The 16,052-nt window shown below is 59.6% G+C and carries 16 protein-coding genes and 1 tRNA gene; 12 read left to right on the top strand and 5 right to left on the bottom strand.

The genetic code is table 11. The features are described from left to right. Nucleotides 1-74: 74 nt before the first annotated feature. The 4 genes from GXB78_RS16305 (at nucleotide 75) to GXB78_RS16290 (ending at nucleotide 3,349) form a co-directional block, all read left to right on the top strand. Nucleotides 75-164, top strand: a tRNA-Ser gene (locus GXB78_RS16305). Nucleotides 165-284: 120 nt separating this feature from the next. Next, complete coding sequence (gene chrA / locus GXB78_RS16300; RefSeq protein WP_329516112.1) at nucleotides 285-1,640, top strand: chromate efflux transporter; 1,356 nt, start codon at nucleotides 285-287, stop codon at nucleotides 1,638-1,640. A gap of 238 nt (nucleotides 1,641-1,878) precedes the next feature. Then, complete coding sequence (locus GXB78_RS16295; protein ID WP_329516111.1) at nucleotides 1,879-2,763, top strand: manganese catalase family protein; 885 nt, start codon at nucleotides 1,879-1,881, stop codon at nucleotides 2,761-2,763. A gap of 76 nt (nucleotides 2,764-2,839) precedes the next feature. Further along, on the top strand, nucleotides 2,840-3,349 hold the full coding sequence (locus GXB78_RS16290; protein ID WP_039760925.1) for a ferritin-like domain-containing protein: 510 nt from the start codon (nucleotides 2,840-2,842) through the stop codon (nucleotides 3,347-3,349). A gap of 47 nt (nucleotides 3,350-3,396) precedes the next feature. On the opposite strand, the gene GXB78_RS16285 is transcribed toward GXB78_RS16290, so the two are convergent. Then, on the bottom strand, nucleotides 3,397-4,386 hold the full coding sequence (locus GXB78_RS16285; RefSeq protein WP_329516110.1) for a ribonuclease Z: 990 nt from the start codon (nucleotides 4,384-4,386) through the stop codon (nucleotides 3,397-3,399). A 196-nt stretch (nucleotides 4,387-4,582) separates the two neighbouring features. Here GXB78_RS16285 and GXB78_RS16280 point away from each other — a divergent pair, with 196 nt between their 5' ends. The 3 genes from GXB78_RS16280 to GXB78_RS16270 all read left to right on the top strand — a co-directional run bounded on the left by GXB78_RS16280 (nucleotide 4,583) and on the right by GXB78_RS16270 (nucleotide 7,478). Next, a complete protein-coding gene (locus GXB78_RS16280; RefSeq protein ID WP_329516109.1) occupies nucleotides 4,583-6,160 on the top strand; it encodes a histidine kinase famiy protein in 1,578 nt (525 codons plus the stop codon). A gap of 90 nt (nucleotides 6,161-6,250) precedes the next feature. Then, nucleotides 6,251-6,481: a hypothetical protein gene (locus tag GXB78_RS16275; RefSeq protein WP_071174678.1), complete on the top strand. Its 231-nt coding sequence runs from the start codon at nucleotides 6,251-6,253 to the stop codon at nucleotides 6,479-6,481. Between the two features lie 19 nt (nucleotides 6,482-6,500). After that, a complete protein-coding gene (locus GXB78_RS16270; protein ID WP_329516108.1) occupies nucleotides 6,501-7,478 on the top strand; it encodes an SDR family oxidoreductase in 978 nt (325 codons plus the stop codon). Between the two features lie 16 nt (nucleotides 7,479-7,494). Here GXB78_RS16270 and GXB78_RS16265 read toward each other — a convergent pair whose 3' ends face one another. Together GXB78_RS16265 and GXB78_RS16260 are read right to left on the bottom strand one after the other, a co-directional pair. Next, nucleotides 7,495-8,016 carry a DUF4142 domain-containing protein gene (locus GXB78_RS16265; protein WP_329516107.1) on the bottom strand — a complete coding sequence of 174 codons (522 nt, stop codon included), beginning with the start codon at nucleotides 8,014-8,016 and terminating at the stop codon, nucleotides 7,495-7,497. A 162-nt stretch (nucleotides 8,017-8,178) separates the two neighbouring features. Continuing rightward, nucleotides 8,179-8,370: a YegP family protein gene (locus tag GXB78_RS16260; protein ID WP_016771242.1), complete on the bottom strand. Its 192-nt coding sequence runs from the start codon at nucleotides 8,368-8,370 to the stop codon at nucleotides 8,179-8,181. A gap of 202 nt (nucleotides 8,371-8,572) precedes the next feature. On the opposite strand from GXB78_RS16260, the gene GXB78_RS16255 reads away from it, so the two are divergent. After that, nucleotides 8,573-9,502, top strand: a complete 930-nt coding sequence (locus GXB78_RS16255) for a LysR substrate-binding domain-containing protein (protein WP_329516106.1) — start codon at nucleotides 8,573-8,575, stop codon at nucleotides 9,500-9,502. Between the two features lie 152 nt (nucleotides 9,503-9,654). Continuing rightward, on the top strand, nucleotides 9,655-10,020 hold the full coding sequence (locus tag GXB78_RS16250) for a 5-carboxymethyl-2-hydroxymuconate Delta-isomerase (RefSeq protein WP_253500135.1): 366 nt from the start codon (nucleotides 9,655-9,657) through the stop codon (nucleotides 10,018-10,020). Nucleotides 10,021-10,023: 3 nt separating this feature from the next. Here GXB78_RS16250 and GXB78_RS16245 read toward each other — a convergent pair whose 3' ends face one another. Both GXB78_RS16245 and GXB78_RS16240 read right to left on the bottom strand, forming a co-directional pair. Beyond that, entirely contained in the window at nucleotides 10,024-10,959 is a 936-nt protein-coding gene (locus tag GXB78_RS16245; protein ID WP_329516105.1) for a LysR family transcriptional regulator, read from the bottom strand. A 176-nt stretch (nucleotides 10,960-11,135) separates the two neighbouring features. Then, entirely contained in the window at nucleotides 11,136-12,308 is a 1,173-nt protein-coding gene (locus GXB78_RS16240; RefSeq protein ID WP_329516104.1) for a cyanate transporter, read from the bottom strand. Between the two features lie 403 nt (nucleotides 12,309-12,711). Here GXB78_RS16240 and GXB78_RS16235 point away from each other — a divergent pair, with 403 nt between their 5' ends. From GXB78_RS16235 to GXB78_RS16225, 3 genes are all read left to right on the top strand, one after another. After that, entirely contained in the window at nucleotides 12,712-14,361 is a 1,650-nt protein-coding gene (locus tag GXB78_RS16235; RefSeq protein ID WP_329516103.1) for a phosphoethanolamine transferase, read from the top strand. A gap of 163 nt (nucleotides 14,362-14,524) precedes the next feature. Further along, the gene (gene rnd, locus GXB78_RS16230) at nucleotides 14,525-15,658 is read left to right on the top strand and encodes a ribonuclease D (RefSeq protein WP_329516102.1); all 1,134 of its coding nucleotides are present in this window, start codon (nucleotides 14,525-14,527) and stop codon (nucleotides 15,656-15,658) included. Beyond that, complete coding sequence (locus GXB78_RS16225) at nucleotides 15,655-15,948, top strand: YcgL domain-containing protein (protein ID WP_329516101.1); 294 nt, start codon at nucleotides 15,655-15,657, stop codon at nucleotides 15,946-15,948. Before rnd ends, GXB78_RS16225 begins: the two co-directional genes overlap by 4 nt. The last annotated feature ends 104 nt before the right edge of the window (nucleotides 15,949-16,052 follow it).

Below are 16,052 nucleotides of genomic sequence, written 5' to 3'. Positions count from 1 at the left end.
CATCTGATAGCACGGAAAAAATTTCGGTTGGGGGGTTCGCAACCAACGAAAGTGTTGTTATGATGCGCGCCGTTGGAGAGATGCCAGAGTGGCCGAATGGGACGGATTCGAAATCCGTTGTACCTTCACCGGTACCTAGGGTTCGAATCCCTATCTCTCCGCCATTATTGAACAAGACAAAGCCCCCGTAATCATTGCTGATTACGGGGGCTTTTTCGTTTCTGGCGTTTTGTTCGTTACGCTTTTCGGGTACAACCTGCCGACTGCATAAAAGGAACAGCTCGATGAGTGAAGTTCAGCCGTTGGCGGGTGACGATGACGTTAGGCCGCAGGCCGTGAGTCTGCGCGAAGCTTTCTGGTTCTGGTTGAAGCTGGGCTTTATCAGTTTCGGCGGGCCGGCAGGGCAGATTTCGATCATGCACCAGGAGCTGGTCGAGCGGCGGCGCTGGATTTCCGAGCGGCGTTTTCTGCATGCCTTGAACTACTGCATGTTGCTGCCCGGGCCTGAGGCGCAGCAGTTGGCGACTTACATTGGCTGGCTGATGCATCGGAGCTGGGGCGGGATCGTGGCCGGGGCGTTGTTCGTGTTGCCTTCGCTGTTCATCCTGATTTTCCTGTCGTGGCTCTATATCGCCTTCGGTGAAGTGCCGGTGGTCGCCGGGCTGTTTTACGGGATCAAGCCTGCGGTGACGGCCATTGTCGTGCAGGCGGCGCATCGCATCGGCTCGCGGGCGCTGAAGAACAATTGGCTGTGGGCGATTGCGGCGGCGTCGTTTACGGCGATTTTTGCGTTCAATGTGCCGTTTCCGCTGATCGTGTTGGGCGCGGCGGTGATTGGCTATTTCGGCGGTCGACTGGCACCGGAGAAATTCAGGGCCGGCGGGCATAGCGCAGCGAAGAAGTCTTTCGGCGCGGCGTTGATCGACGACGACACGCCAACCCCGGCCCATGCCCGTTTCAGCTGGACGAAACTGGCCATGCTCGCCGTGATTGGCGCCGCGCTGTGGGCATTGCCGATGGGGGTATTGACCGCGCTATTCGGCTGGCAGGGCACGTTGACGCAAATGAGCTGGTTCTTCACCAAGGCAGCGCTGCTCACCTTCGGTGGAGCTTATGCGGTGCTGCCCTATGTCTATCAAGGTGCGGTCGGTCACTACGGCTGGCTGACCCCGACGCAGATGATCGACGGCCTGGCGCTGGGCGAAACCACACCGGGGCCGCTGATCATGGTGGTGGCGTTTGTCGGTTTTGTCGGGGCTTATGTGTCGCAGGTGTTCGGCGCCGATCAGGTGTTTCTTGCCGGAGCGGTCGCCGCTGCGCTGGTGACGTGGTTCACCTTTTTGCCTTCATTCCTGTTCATCCTCGCCGGCGGCCCGCTGGTGGAGTCGACGCACGACGAACTCAAATTCACCGCACCACTGACCGCGATCACCGCAGCGGTAGTCGGCGTGATTCTCAATCTGGCGTGTTTCTTCGGCTACCACGTGCTCTGGCCGCAGGGCTTCAGCGGCAGCCTGGACTGGCCGTCGGCGTTGATTGCCATTGCCGCGGCCATTGCGCTGTTTCGCTTCAAGCGCGGGGTGATTCAGGTACTGCTGGGCTGTGCGCTGGTTGGGTTGGTGGTGCATTTGCTGCGTTAGTGGTCGCGGCGCCGGAAATCGAATCGCGCGCTGGAGACTCGATTCCGGCAATAAGTTCCGGTCATTCCAGCGCGAATATCCCCAGCGGTATAGCCCCGTTTCGCTAGTTCGCGCGGTTCAAACCATTTGTCCTGTCGCCGCGAATTTTTTGAAATTTCCGCAACGACAACGCTTCACAAAAGGGTAGGCAAACTTTTACCCAGAACTTGCCACGCTTATCCGACTGAGGAGATTTGTCATGTTTCTACATAACAAGCGACTTCAATACACCGTTCGTGTCGCCGAGCCCAATCCGGGGCTGGCCAATCTGTTGCTCGAGCAGTTTGGCGGCGCACAAGGTGAACTGGCGGCGGCTTCGCGCTATTTCACCCAGGCCCTGGCCGAGGAAGATCCGGGACGCAAAGACCTGCTGATGGACATCGCCACTGAAGAACTCAGTCACCTGGAGATCATTGGCTCGATCATCGTCATGCTCAACAAAGGTGCAAAAGGCCGGATGGCCGAAGGCGTCGAGCAGGAGGGCGAGTTGTATCGTTCGCTCAATGGCAACGGCAATGACTCGCACATCACCAGCCTGCTCTACGGTGCCGGTTCGCCGCTGACCAACTCGGCCGGCGTGCCATGGACGGCGGCGTACGTCGACACCATCGGCGAGCCCACCGCCGATATGCGCTCCAACATCGCCGCCGAAGCACGGGCGAAGATCGTCTATGAGCGCCTGATGAACGTGACCGATGATCCCGGTGTGAAAGAGGCGCTGGGCTTTCTGATGACACGCGAAATCGCGCACCAGTTGTCTTTTGAGAAAGCTCTGCATTCGATCCAGCCTAACTTCCCGCAAGGCAAGCTGCCGGGTATGCCGGAGTTCACCAACGTCTACTTCAACATGTCGCAAGGCACCGAAAGCATGCGCGGCCCGTGGAATCAGGGCGACGATTGGGAGTTCGTCGAGAACCCGACGCCGGCGGTCGATGGCGGCGATGGCCTGGCCACCGTGCAACTGGACAGCGCCGACGAAGCGCTGCTGGAAAACATGAAGATGCGCACCATGTCCGACCCCAACAGCGAGCCGGTCACCGGTGCGGATCTGGGCTCTGGCGCGCAGGCCAAACCTGGCTTGTAAGGCACATGGGGCGCGCCTGACATTTGACGGCGCGCCCGGTTGATCACTGGGAAATCATCAAGAAGAGGACTCGACAATGGCTACTCCACAGGAAAACCTGCTCGACTGGTTGCGTGACGCTCATGCCATGGAGCAACAGGCCGAGCAGATGCTCAAGGCGCAATCCAAACGTCTGGAACATTACCCGCAGCTCAAGGCGCGCATCGACCAGCACATCGAAGAAACCCTCGGCCAGCAGAAACTCATCGACGAATGCCTGCAACGTCTGGGCGGTGATTCGTCGACGATCAAAGACCTGGGCGGCAAATTGATGGCGTTCGGTCAGGCTGTTGGCGGCTCCTTGATGAGCGATGAAGTGATCAAGGGCGCCATGGCCGGCTACGTTTTCGAGAACATGGAGGTCGCCAGCTATACCGTGCTGATCGCAGCGGCGAAAGCGGCGGGGGATACGCAGACGCAGAAGGCCTGCGAACAGATTCTGCCGCAGGAAGTGGCCATGGCTGAATGGCTGCTCAAGCATTTGCCGCAACTGACCGACGCGTTTCTGGAACGCTCGGCGGATCCGGACAAAGAAGCCAAGAAGTAACCCTGCCCACCGGCGTCCGCCTGCCAGACGGGCGGACGCGCTTCAAATTACGGTGCGACCTGCAGCGGCTTGCGCTCGATCTGCACCGGTTGCAAATGACCCAGCCGATCCAAGTGATAGCGCTGCAGATCCCGCGCCAGAATCAGTTGGCCGCTATACAGCGCCGCCGCTTCACTGCGCACATCTTCGATGGATGGACTCACCGCCGGGTTGGCCTGATAGCGTGCGCTGAAGTGCGTCAGCACCAGATTGCGCACTCCGGCGGATTCGGCGAAACCGGCGACAGCGGCGGCGCTGCTGTGGCCGTAACTGGCACGAGCGCGGTCGATTGCTGCCTGCACGAATGTCGCTTCATGCACCAGCACATCCGCCGATTGCGCCACTTCTGCCAGCAGTGCCGGCCGATCGTTATCGCCGCAGACGATGATGCGCCGATCAGGTCGCGCGCTCAGCAGATAGTCGCGAGCGTGCAGCATCCGCCCGTCAACCTCCACGTCCTGACCATGGGCCAACTGACCCCAGAGCGGGCCGCGTTCGATGCCTTCAGCGTCGAGTCGCTGCACATCGAGACGTGGTTCCGGGTCGGACTCGGTGAAGACATAACCATGACACGGCACGCGGTGGGACAGCTCGACGGTCTGCACCTGGACGTTGAGGTTGCGCCACTCAGTGAGCGTTTCCACCGCGTGCAGGTTGATCTCGAAGGGCAGATGCGATTGCGTCACCTCAAGGCTCATTCTCAGCCACGGATGCAGCGCTGTCGGCAGCACAATATCCAGCGGCCGCGTGCGTCCGGACATACCGGTGCTCGCCAGCAGACCCGGCAAGCCCAAGCAGTGATCAGCGTGGACATGGGTGATGAAAATCGCCCGCAACTCGCTCAGCGACAGCGGTGTGCGCAGCACCTGATGCTGGGTGCCTTCACCGCAATCGATCAGATACCAACCTTTGCCGGCAGAGGCGATCAATGCCGTCGCGCTGACATTGCGCTGGCGGGTCGGCACGCCGGCAGACGTGCCCAGAAACAACAAATCCACGGTGGTTCTCCCTGGCGGATCGGATTTCAGATATTGCGTGCAGTTCTCGGTGAGCTTTCGACAATCAGCGAGGCGATTCGGATCCATCGAAGTACCGGGACAATTCATCGGACACCCGCCGTTGCGGTGGCCGGCCTCGGCACTCCGCTCGCTGATGATGGTCACAGCGAAACGGAGTCACTTAGCGGAGGTCAACTTGCCCATAAATTCCAGGCCGATCGTCGCCCGCGCCGATGCGGCGACCCTTTCGCAAGAACGCAAAGATGTGTTTTTCGCGGCGGTGCAGGTCAGCCGCATGGCCATGATTGTCACCGATCCAGCGCAGCCCGACGATCCCATCATTTTTGCCAACAATGCGTTTCTTGAACTCAGCGGCTACGAGCTGGAAGAAGTGCTCGGGCGCAACTGCAGGTTTCTGCAAGGCGAGCAGACTGATCGTTCCGTCTTGCAACAGGTCAAGCAAGCGCTCAAACATCAACACGAGACCTGCGTGGAGGTACTCAACTATCGCAAGGATGGCTCCTCGTTCTGGAACGAGCTGTTCATCGCGCCACTATTCAACGAGCGCGGGCAACTGGTGTATTTCTTCGCCTCGCAAATGGACGTCAGCCGCCGACGCGACGCCGAGGACGGCCTGCGCTACAGCGAGAACATGGAAGCGCTGGGCCAGTTGACCGGTGGCATCGCCCACGATTTCAACAATCTGTTGCAAGTGATGATCGGCTACATCGAGCTGATCCAGCACACCGCCAAGCGGCCGAGCATTGATCCGCAACGCATCGTGGTCGGCGCCGGCCACGCTCGCGCGGCGGCGGAAAAAGCACGTTTGCTGACCCAGCATCTGCTGGCATTCTCCCGCCGGCAACGGCTCGAAGGCCGGGTGATCAATCTTAATGCCTTGCTTGAGCGCTCTACGCTGCCGACGCATGAATCCGCCGATCTGGAACCGCGATTCGAACTGGCCGAGGACTTGTGGAACTGCCGGCTCGACCCGGCGCAGGCCGAGATGGCACTGAACCATTTGCTCTCCAACGCTTGCGACGCACTGGTCGACCGGCAACAGCCAGTGATTACCGTGCAGACCCGCAACGTCGTCGTCCCGGACCCGGCGGATCCGCACCAGGGCGGACTGGCGGCGGGGCGTTACGTCTGCATCGCGGTTGCCGATAACGGCGTGGGCATAGCCGCCGACGATCTCGACAAAGTGATGGAACCGTTCTTCACCACCAAAGAAGAAGGCAACGGTGCCGGCCTCGGGCTCTCGATGGTCTACGGCTTCGTCAAGCAATCCGGCGGCGTGGTCAAAATCGAATCGACGCCGGCGCTCGGCACCACGGTGCGCCTGTTTTTCCCCGCCGATGACAGTCAGCTGTCGGCAACCGGCTCGCCTGTAACCGAGGAAAACCTCAAGGGCACCGAGCGCATCCTGATCGTCGAGGACCGCGCCGAAGTTGCTGAACTGGCGCGCTTCGTACTGTCCGAACAGGGTTACCGCACCACCATCGCTGCAGACGCGAGCGAGGCGCTGGCGATGTTGCAGAGTAGCGACTTTGAGCTGGTCTTCACCGATCTGGTCATGCCCGGTGAGATGAACGGGCTGGCACTGGCGCGGGAAATCAGCCAGCGCTATTCGACCATGAAGATCTTGCTGACGACCGGCTACTGCGCGGACGAGTCGGCGCCCAATGAGCTGGCTGACAATGAGTTCGAATTGATCGCCAAGCCCTACGCGCCGGTGGATCTGTTGCGCAAGCTGCGCTCGATGCTCGGCTGAAAAAACGAACTGTCAGCGAACGTTCGGCGTCCATCCTTAAGACCACATTGAGCAACCAGTGAGGGGACGATCCCCGAGGAGATGTTTGCTATGAGTGATTATCCGATGGACGAAACCGATTCCGATCACCGCAACCGCCAGTTCGGCCAGGCGCTGGGACTGGATGCTGACGAGGTGGAGTCGTGGGTCAGTGCAATCGAAGAGGACGGCAGCGGCATGGGCTACGTCGTGCATTTTTCCAGCGAGACGCCGGTGGACGTATTGGCCAAGGTGCAAGGACTGGGCGATGACCTGATGATCAACATCGGGCCGATCGACTGAGCATCAGGGAGAACGGTTCATGCAGGAGCAACCTTTGGTGGTGATTAGCGGCGCCAGTGCTGGCGTGGGGCGCGCGGTGGCTCATCGATTTGCCGCTGGGGGCTACCGCATTGGCCTGTTGGCGCGTGATCCGGCGGGACTGGCCGTCACGCAGGAGGAGCTGCAAGCGTATGGCGTTCAGGTTGAAACCGTTAGCGTCGATGTCGCCGATGCGCTCGCCGTGCAAGAGGCTGCGCAGCAACTGGAAGCCGCGCTCGGACCGCTGGCAGTCTGGGTCAACGCGGCGATGGTCACGGTGCTCTCGCCGATAGAACAATTGTCCGCCGCTGAGATCGAGCGCGTCACTCAGGTGACCTATCTCGGTACGGTTCATGGCACTTTGGCGGCGCTGTCGTTGATGCGTCCGCGCAACAAGGGCCTGATCATCCAGGTCGGCTCGGCACTGGCCTATCGCGCCATTCCGTTGCAGGCCGCCTATTGCGGGGCGAAGTTCGCTGTGCGCGGTTTTACTGATTCATTGCGCTGTGAGTTGCTGCATGAGCGCAGCCATATTCGCGTGTGCATGGTGCAATTGCCGGCGATCAATACCCCGCAGTTCGATTGGGCACGCAACAAATTGCCCAAGCGTCCCCAACCGGTGCCACCGATTCACGACCCCGACGTGGCAGCCCGGGCGATTTTCAGTGTGGTCAAGCATCCGCCGCGAGAGTTGTGGCTGGGGTGGTCGACGATCAAGGCGATCATCGGCCAGTCGGTCATGCCCGGTCTGCTCGACCGTTTGCTGGCGCGCAGCGCCTGGACCGGTCAGCAGACCAGTGAACCTGAGGACAACGAGCACCCGGACAACCTGTTCGAAGCGCAGCCAGGTTTACATCAGATTCGTGGCCGCTTCGTCGGCCGTTCCAAGGAGGCGGCGCTGGCGTTCACCTCGACTCAAGTGATGGCGGTATCTGCGGTAATCGCCGTATTGGTGGGTGTGATTCTTTTGCAGTTTTGATCCTTCCGCGGTTCGCTCAAGGGTTGACGGACTTCAGCGCGCCCGCTGACGGTTTGAGTTTTTCCTGCAGATCCCGGGCAGTTTTTGCCTGTTTCTCGATGCCCGGCAACGCGGACTTGGCGAAAGCCTTGAGCTGCGGATTTTGCGACGACATGGCTTCTTTCTTGAACAGCATCAGCTTTTGCTCGAGGGTTTCGGCCTGGCTGTCGATGTAGATGCGGTCGAAGGAATCGTCCCGAGACTCGAGGCGCAGTTGTTTGGTTTTTGAGGCTACCGAGGGTTCTGTCGGCACCGCCATACGCTGGCTTTTCCCCAGTTGCCGCAGCTGTTTATCGAAACGCTCATGGTCGGCGATCATTCGTCTTGCAAATTCCTTGACCTCGGGCAGGCTGGCCTTTTCCAGCGCGATCTGTGCGCTGTTGTTCTGGAACAGGCTCTGCTGGGCCGCTTCTTCGACGAAGGCGTCAAGGGTGTCCGCCTGGCCGGGCTGAACGCTCAGGGCCAGTATTGCAAGGCAGATTGCGGCAAATGATTTCATCGCGCATAACCCTCTGCTGAATCAATGGGCGTTTGGGTGCATGGCAGCAATAATTGCAGCTCATGCACCTTTGATGAGCATAGCGAACGAGTATTCAAGCAAACGCTCTGAATGGCGACCAACGGCCCGCCTTTGCCGGAACAAACGAGGCCCTGGTCTGGCTCAAATCTCCTTGATCGGCGTCTCGCCCTGTACGGCTTTGATCAGGTTGATCACATGCAGGCAATCGGCCTTGTTCACGTACGACTCACCACTGGCCACAGTCTCGTGGTTGCGCGCACGCAGGCGCCAGCGCCATTGGCCTTTGCCAGTGCTCGGGGTGCCTCGGGTTTGTCGGTAGATTTCGAAATACATACGGTTCGCTCCCTGCGATCGATAGGCGCGCCAACCTGTGTGGCGCATCGACGCAAGCCTAGCGCAGAGGGTTTTTTTGGCTATCGCGGATTTGTTTCCAATCGTTCGCGGATGTGTCTGCAACGCCGTCTCGGAAACGTTTATGGACGCAATGCCCAAGGCCTTTCTACACTGCCGCTATTCCGGGGAGCAGGGGCAATGGATGAACCGCAATGAACTACGCAAGGCCGACATCAACCTGATGGTGGTGTTCGAGACCCTGATGCTCGAACGCAACGTGACGCGGGCGGCGGAGAAACTGTTCCTCGGCCAGCCGACCATCAGTTCGGCGCTCAATCGTCTGCGCACAATGCTCAACGACCCGCTGTTCATCCGCGTCGGCCATCGCATGGAACCGACCGCCCGCGCCGAAGACATTTACCGCCATCTCAAACCGGCGCTGGATTCACTGTCGGCGGCGCTGAGCCTGACTCGCGATTTCGACCCCGCCACCAGCACCATGACCTTTCGCATCGGCCTGTCCGATGACGTTGAATTTGGCCTGCTGCCGCCGCTGTTGCGCGCGCTGCGTCAGGAAGCGCCGAATGTGGTGTTCGTCGTGCAGCATGTCGATTACTGGCGCATTCCCGACCTGTTGGCCGCCGGCGATATCACCGTCGGCATCAGCCAGACCCGCGGCCTGCCGGCCAACGCCAAACGCAAACTGTTGCGACATATCCAGCCGAGCATCCTGCGCGCCGATGCTTCCGATACGCCGCTGACCCTCGACGAATACTGCGCTCGCCCGCATGTGCTGGTGTCGCACACGGCCAATGTCAGTGGCTACGCCGATGAATGGCTGGCGGAGCTGGGCCGGACGCGCCAGGTGGTGTTGTCGGTGCCGCAGTACAGCGCGCTGCCGGCGCTGCTGGCGGGCACCGACCTGATCGCCAGCCTGCCGGACTACACCGCAGCGGCGATGGCGGCGTCCGGGGCGCTGTTCCAGGAACCGTTTCCGTTCAAGACGCCGACACTGGACCTGTCGATGGTCTGGCTCAGCCACGTCGACAGCGACCCGGCCGAACGTTGGCTGCGTTCGCGGCTGGAAGCGTTCATGAGTGAACGGCCAACTGAGCACCACGCTCCCCTGTAGGAGCTGCCGCAGGCTGCGATCTTTTGATTTTGATCTTCGAATGAAGGATCAAAAGCTCGCAGCCTCGTTTCACTCGACAGCTCCTACAAGGAATGCGCTCAGCCGACTGTGGTATATGTACGCCCCCCGCACCCACCGACTGGAGATCCGCGATGCCACACCTGCACATGGAATACACCGCCAACCTGACGCAGTTGAATGCCGATCTCGCGTTGATCAGGCTCAACAACACCCTGGTCGGTTCCGGTCAGTTCGGCGCGGAGTTCGATATCAAGAGCCGCGCGATCAAGGTTGAGAACTTCAAGGTCGGCACGGCTCTCGGCGAGCGTGCCTTCGTCCATGTGAAGCTGGCCTTGCTCAGCGGGCGTTCGGCGGAGATCAAGAAGCAGCTGTCGCAAAGCCTGCTGGCGGTGTTGCAGGAACTTTGCGAATGGCCGGCCGGGCTCGAAGTGCAACTGTGCGTCGAACTGCTCGACATTGATCGTGAGTCCTACAGCAAGGCCGCGATCGGCGTCTGAGGCTCAGACGCTTTCCAGCTCGCTGCACACCTGAATCACCTGCTCGCGCAGCCAGACGTTGGCACTGTCCTGATCGGCGTTCTGGCTCCACTGCATGTCGAGAGTGAAACCCGGCAAGCCATTCGGCGCCTCGCAGTGATTGAACACTGCATCGTTGGTCAGCAAACGCTGGATACGCCGGGGCAGGGTGAGGATGAAATCGGTGCCGGTAATCATCTTCAACGCGGCGCTGTAGCTGTTCGAGCGCGCGACGATCTGGCCTTTCTGTGCCTGCCGCGCAAGCCAGCCGTCGACCATGTTGGTGCTTGAGGTCCACGGCGTCGGGAACACATGCCGACGCTCGGTGAATGCTTGCAGGCTCAGGCGCGGCTCCAGTGGTGTAGCGCGTTTGTCGAAGACGCAGACCAGGTCATCTTCAAGCAACATCCGCGATTTCAGATCCGCATGCTGGCGGTGAAAGTGCGGGCCGAAACTGATGACCAGATCGAGGCTGCCGTCGCGCAGCTCTTCGGCGGGCACGTCGGTTTCGAACTTGTGCATGTTGACCATCACCGGCAGGTCGTCGAAGTCAAAGCGCTTCAACAGGCGCGGCAGGATCAACTGCTCGAAATATTCCGGAGCGCAGATATTGAAGGTCACCGCCTGCCGGCTCGGGTCGAAGGTCGGGGCACCGGCGTGGCAAAGGTTGATGCTTTCGAGAATTTTCTGCACATGGCCGTACATGCTGCAGGCCTTATAGGTCGGGCGCATGCCGGTACGGGTGTTGATGAACAATTCGTCTTCGAAACTGGTGCGCAGTTTCTTCAGGCAATAACTGACGGTGGACTGACTGACAAACAGCGTTTCCGAGACATCGGTGACGCTGCTCTGCTCATACACGGCGACAAATACCATCAAGTCCTGTATGTCGAGCTTGCGAAGCAAATTACTGTTCAGCATGAGTTCCGTCTCGCTGTGCCCCCTGCGCAGAATTCGCGCAAACGTGTGCGTACGATCCTAACGGAACGATGGTGCCAGGAGAAACCCTTGTAGGACATTTCACGGACACATGTGGGACAGAAACTTTTAGCAACACGACGTTGCCGATTCTGTGCGGTAAAGATGGCCAGAGGCCTCTAGCCCGGGCAAGGCAAGTGACGTGTGTAGTGCTGAGGGTCAAAGCGCATCACCATCAGCAGCATGAGCACCATCACCGCCGTCAGCGCCCACCACGCGCCCTCGAAACTGCCCAGTCGATCGCGAATCATCCCTGCCAACAGCGGCGACAGTCCTGCGATCAGATAGCCGATCCCCTGCACAAACGCGGTGAGGCCACCGGCGCGCTGCGGGTCATCACAATGATCGAGCGCGACGATCAGGCTCATCGGAAACAGACCGCCAATCCCCAGACCCAACAGACAAGGCCACAGCAGCGCAAGATGTTGCGGGGCGAGAATCAGCCCGCAGAAACCGCCGATGATCAGCCACAGCAGAACCGCCAGTATTGTGCGTCGATCACGGCTGCGATTGGCGATGGCTGGCACCGCCAAGCCGGAAATGACCTCCATCGCTGTGAGAAAACCCAACATCAGCCCGGCGTTCTGTTCGCTCCAGCCCTTCTCCAAGTAGTACGGGGCGAGCCAGGCGAGGACACAGGTGTAGGACGCCGTACCGAGGCCAAAGAAAATCGCCAGCAACCAGGCGCGAGGGCGGGTGATGAAAGACTCCCGTTTGCTCATCGTTGATATGGCTGGCGCGGGCAGCAAGCACCAGACCAGTAAGGCGAGCAACGCCAGCCCGGCCCAAATGGCCAGTCCCATGCGCCAGTTGCCGGCCTGCGTCATCACCAGCGGCGCGAACGCTGCGGCAATTGCAGCGCCGGCCATGATCGACGTCACGTAGACGCCCATGCACACCGCCACGTTGTCAGCAAAGCGCGATTTGATCAGCGCCGGCATCAATGCCTGAATCAGGGCTATGCCAATGCCGGCCAGTATTGCGCTGACAATCAATTCGACCGCCGAATCGATAAACAGCCGCGACAACGTCGCCAGCCCGATGATCAGCAATGACAGAAAGACCGTGCGCTGTTCGCCCAGGCGCTGGCTGATGCTCAGGCCGAAAAACATCGCCAGACCCATGGCCATCACCGGCAGCATCGTCAGCAGCGAGGCGAGGCTGAAGCTCAACGGTATATCGCCACGGATCGCCGACAGCAGCGGCCCGACTGCCGCCATGGAAGGACGCAGATTAATGGCGGTGAGGACGATTGCGAGCATCAGCCAAACGGCGCGGCGGGTGTGATTCATCAGCGGGCCTTTAAGTGCAGAGGCTGATGATTAGGCGTGGCGTCGCCGGCGTCGGCAAATCAGAAAACCCCGGGCCAGACCTAAAAACTCGATAACACCCATGTTCCCCTGTGGGAGCGAGCCTGCTCGCGAATGCGTTCCTCCAGACAAACAACTATTTGCTGACACTGCGCTTTCGCGAGCAGGCTCGCTCCCACAGAGGACATTGCGAAGTGCCTGAAACTGAATAAACCCTGAACCATTCTCAAATACTCGCAAACTTTCACGTTCGGACTCCGAGGCAACTAATCATTAGCATCTTTTTCACGAAAAATTGATCCATGGCTGCCTAAAGTCTGGCATGCCTCGGTGAATGACATTTTCACACTTGACGAGGCTCTTCTTTCAGGAACAGTCACTCATCATGTTGAAGTTAAAAGCCGTGCGCCCGGAATGGGTGACGTTGTTTGCCAGCGCCTTTTTGTTGCTCGGTTTCAATCTGGTGCTGTGGCAGCATTTGTTCGAGATCACTGCCGCCGACGGCAAGGGCATCGCCATGCGGGTGGCGTTCGGTGTGATGATCTTTGCCGCGTTCAACATTGTCCTGACGTTGTTTGCGTTTCGGCCGCTGCTCAAACCGTTGCTGACGCTGTTGTTTTTAATCAGCGCCGGCGTGGCTTATTTCATGAGCCAGTATGGCGTGATGATTGATGCTGGCATGTTGCGCAACTTTGCCGAGACCAACGTCACGGAAGTGCGTGATCTGCTGTCGTTGAAGTTGTTTGCTTATATTCTCTTGCTGGGTGTTTTACCGTGTTTGTTGTTATGGAAAGTCCCAGTCAATTACCGGCGCTGGTATCGTGAGTTGTTCAGCAAAGTTATCGTCACTGTCGCCTCTGCGGCGGTGATCGGGATAGTCGCATTGGCCAACTATCAAGGTTTGTCGTCACTGTTTCGCAATCACCATGAAACTCGCCTGATGCTGGTGCCGAGCAATTACATCGGCGCATCCCTTGGCTACCTGCAAGAGCAAGTGGTCTCGGCGCAGCAGCCGTTCATCAGAATTGGCGAAGATGCCCAGCGCAACCCCGACTTGCAATTCCAGCCACGCAAATCGCTGACCGTGCTGGTGGTGGGGGAAAGTGCGCGGGCGCAAAACTTCGGCATTCTCGGTTACGACCGAGACACCACGCCGCAACTGGACAAAGAGGCGGGGCTGATCGCCTTTACCGATGTGCATTCCTGCGGCACGGAAACCGCGGTCTCGGTGCCATGCATGTTCTCCAACATGGGCCGCAAGGATTACAACGCCAGCAGGGCCAAGAATGAAGAGGGTTTGCTCGATGTACTCAAGCGCGCCGGCATTGATGTGATCTGGCGCGATAACCAGTCCGGTTGCAAAGGCACTTGCGACCGCGTCACGGTGCAGGATGTCAGCAAGTTGCAGGACCCGGCATTGTGCGCCAACAGCGAATGCCGCGATGAAATCCTCCTGCAAGGTCTGCAAGGCTTTATCGATCACCTGGACAAGGACACCGTGCTGGTTCTGCATCAGATGGGCAGTCATGGCCCGGATTACTTCAAGCGTTACCCCAAGGAATACGAACACTTCACCCCGGTCTGTGAAAGTAACGCGCTGAACAATTGCAGCCGGGAAAGTATCGTCAATGGCTACGACAACACGCTGGTGTACACCGACCATGTGTTGGCGAGCCTGATCGATGTGCTGCGCAGCAATCAGGACAAAGTCGACACCGCCATGCTCTATCTGTCGGACCACGGTGAATCGCTGGGCGAGTACAACCTGTTTCTGCACGGCACGCCTTACATGCTGGCGCCCGAGCAGCAGAAGCATGTAGCGATGCTGGCGTGGTTCTCCGACAGCTACCAGAAAGCCTATTCGGTCGACACCCATTGCCTGCAAATGAGCCGCGACAAGCCGCTGAGTCAGGACAACCTGTTCCACTCGATGCTCGGCCTGCTCGAAGTGCGCAGCAGCGTCTATCAACCGGCGCTGGACATGTTTGCCGGCTGTCGCGGCGCGGTAATCGACGGCGTGCTGGCCAAGGAGTGAAGTGCTTTCGGCCCGTCGCCTCGCTGCGACGGGCCTTTCTGTTTCTGCTGTCAGACTATTCTTGCTGACAGGCAAGACATTTCCTTACAGCTCTTGCCCTTCAAAGGCGCGTAAATCGTCGGTGGCGATATATACTGCGCGCCATTCTTCAAGGGAGAGCCGTGTGGCTATCGATATTCACTGGATTCGCGACAACGAAAGCCTCGCGCAGTTTTGCGCCGAGTGGCAGCAACTGCCGTTCGTTGCCCTCGACACCGAATTCATGCGGGTCGACACCTTCTACCCGATTGCCGGCCTGTTGCAGATTGGCGACGGCAAACGCGCCTACCTGATCGATCCGCTGACCATCAACGCCTGGCAACCGCTCGCCGCATTGCTGGAAAACCCGGCGGTACTGAAAGTTCTGCACGCCTGCAGCGAAGATCTTGAAGTGCTGCTGCGCCTGACCGGCAGCCTCCCGGCGCCGCTGTTCGACACGCAACTGGCCGCCGCCTACCTGAACCTCGGCTTCTCGATGGGCTATTCGCGATTGGTGCAGGAGGTGCTCGGCATCGACCTGCCCAAGGGCGAAACCCGCTCTGACTGGTTGCAGCGTCCGCTGTCCGAAACCCAGATCAGCTACGCCGCCGAAGACGCCGTGCATCTGGCCGAAGTGTTCGTCGAACTTCGCCCCAAGCTGTCCGACGACAAGTTCGCCTGGGTCCTCGAGGATGGCGCCGAACTGGTCGCCAATCTGCGCCGCGAAACCGATCCGTACGAGGTCTATCGCGAAGCGAAACTTGCGTGGAAGTTGTCCCGTGCGCAACTCGCCGTGTTGCGTGAACTGTGCGCCTGGCGCGAAAAAGAAGCCCGCGCCCGCGACTTGCCGCGTAACCGCATTGTCCGTGAACACTCGCTGTGGCCCTTGGCCCGCACGCAGCCGGATAACCTCGCGGCGCTGGGCAAGATCGAAGACATGCACCCGCGTACCGTGCGTCAGGATGGTCAGTTTCTGCTTGATCTGATCAAGCGCTCTGGCAGTGTGGGGCCTGATCAATGGCCGCCGGCCGTGCCGGAGCCGTTGCCGATCGAAGCCGCTGCGCTGATCAAGCAACTGCGCGCGTTGGGTCAGGCCGAGGCCGAACGCCTCGGGATCGCCCCGGAACTCATGCTGCGCAAGAAAACCCTCGAAGCCCTGGTCAAAAGCGGCTACCCCGAGGGGCCTTACCAATTGCCCGATTCGTTGCGTGGCTGGCGCCGCGAATTGCTCGGTCAGAAGCTGCTCGACAGCCTGGCCACCGCCGGAGAACAGCCTTGAAACGTATTTGCTCCATCTACCAAAGCTCCAAGCGCAGCGGCATGTATCTGTATGTGCTCAAGAGTGATGCACTCGAGCGCGTGCCGGAAGCGCTGATGACGGCTTTCGGCAAAGCGAAGCATTCCTTCGATCTGGTGCTGTCGCCCCAGCGCAAGCTGGCCGGCGAAGACATCGTCGTGGTCCTGGAAAACCTCGAAAAGCAGGGCTATCACCTGCAGATGCCGCCGGCCGAGGACGAGTACATCGAGCACTTGCCCGAAGAGTTGCTGCGACGCAACGACCCGGTCTGATCCGCGAGGCCCTGTCCTGGGCCTCGGTTAACCCTGGAACTGTTTTTACCGCGATGGCCGGCCCGTACCCGGCGGCCGTCTGCACGGTTTGCGAAAGGTTTGAA

It is taken from the genome of Pseudomonas moraviensis subsp. stanleyae (assembly GCF_036283065.1).
GTDB classification, from domain to species: domain Bacteria; phylum Pseudomonadota; class Gammaproteobacteria; order Pseudomonadales; family Pseudomonadaceae; genus Aquipseudomonas; species Aquipseudomonas stanleyae.
Note: the sequence above shows the minus strand (reverse complement) of the source record. Positions and strands in the feature narration are given on the sequence as shown.

Bases quoted from the DNA above. Each gene is read 5' to 3' on its own strand.
- GXB78_RS16250 (WP_253500135.1), top strand. From the start codon at position 9,655: ATGCCACACCTGCACATGGAATACACCGCCAACCTGACGCAGTTGAAT.
- GXB78_RS16235 (WP_329516103.1), top strand. From the start codon at position 12,712: ATGTTGAAGTTAAAAGCCGTGCGCCCGGAATGGGTGACGTTGTTTGCC.
- GXB78_RS16295 (WP_329516111.1), top strand. From the start codon at position 1,879: ATGTTTCTACATAACAAGCGACTTCAATACACCGTTCGTGTCGCCGAG.
- chrA (WP_329516112.1), top strand. From the start codon at position 285: ATGAGTGAAGTTCAGCCGTTGGCGGGTGACGATGACGTTAGGCCGCAG.
- GXB78_RS16290 (WP_039760925.1), top strand. From the start codon at position 2,840: ATGGCTACTCCACAGGAAAACCTGCTCGACTGGTTGCGTGACGCTCAT.
- GXB78_RS16245 (WP_329516105.1), bottom strand. From the start codon at position 10,959: ATGCTGAACAGTAATTTGCTTCGCAAGCTCGACATACAGGACTTGATG.
- GXB78_RS16255 (WP_329516106.1), top strand. From the start codon at position 8,573: ATGAACCGCAATGAACTACGCAAGGCCGACATCAACCTGATGGTGGTG.
- GXB78_RS16275 (WP_071174678.1), top strand. From the start codon at position 6,251: ATGAGTGATTATCCGATGGACGAAACCGATTCCGATCACCGCAACCGC.
- GXB78_RS16240 (WP_329516104.1), bottom strand. From the start codon at position 12,308: ATGAATCACACCCGCCGCGCCGTTTGGCTGATGCTCGCAATCGTCCTC.
- GXB78_RS16260 (WP_016771242.1), bottom strand. From the start codon at position 8,370: ATGTATTTCGAAATCTACCGACAAACCCGAGGCACCCCGAGCACTGGC.
- GXB78_RS16270 (WP_329516108.1), top strand. From the start codon at position 6,501: ATGCAGGAGCAACCTTTGGTGGTGATTAGCGGCGCCAGTGCTGGCGTG.
- GXB78_RS16265 (WP_329516107.1), bottom strand. From the start codon at position 8,016: ATGAAATCATTTGCCGCAATCTGCCTTGCAATACTGGCCCTGAGCGTT.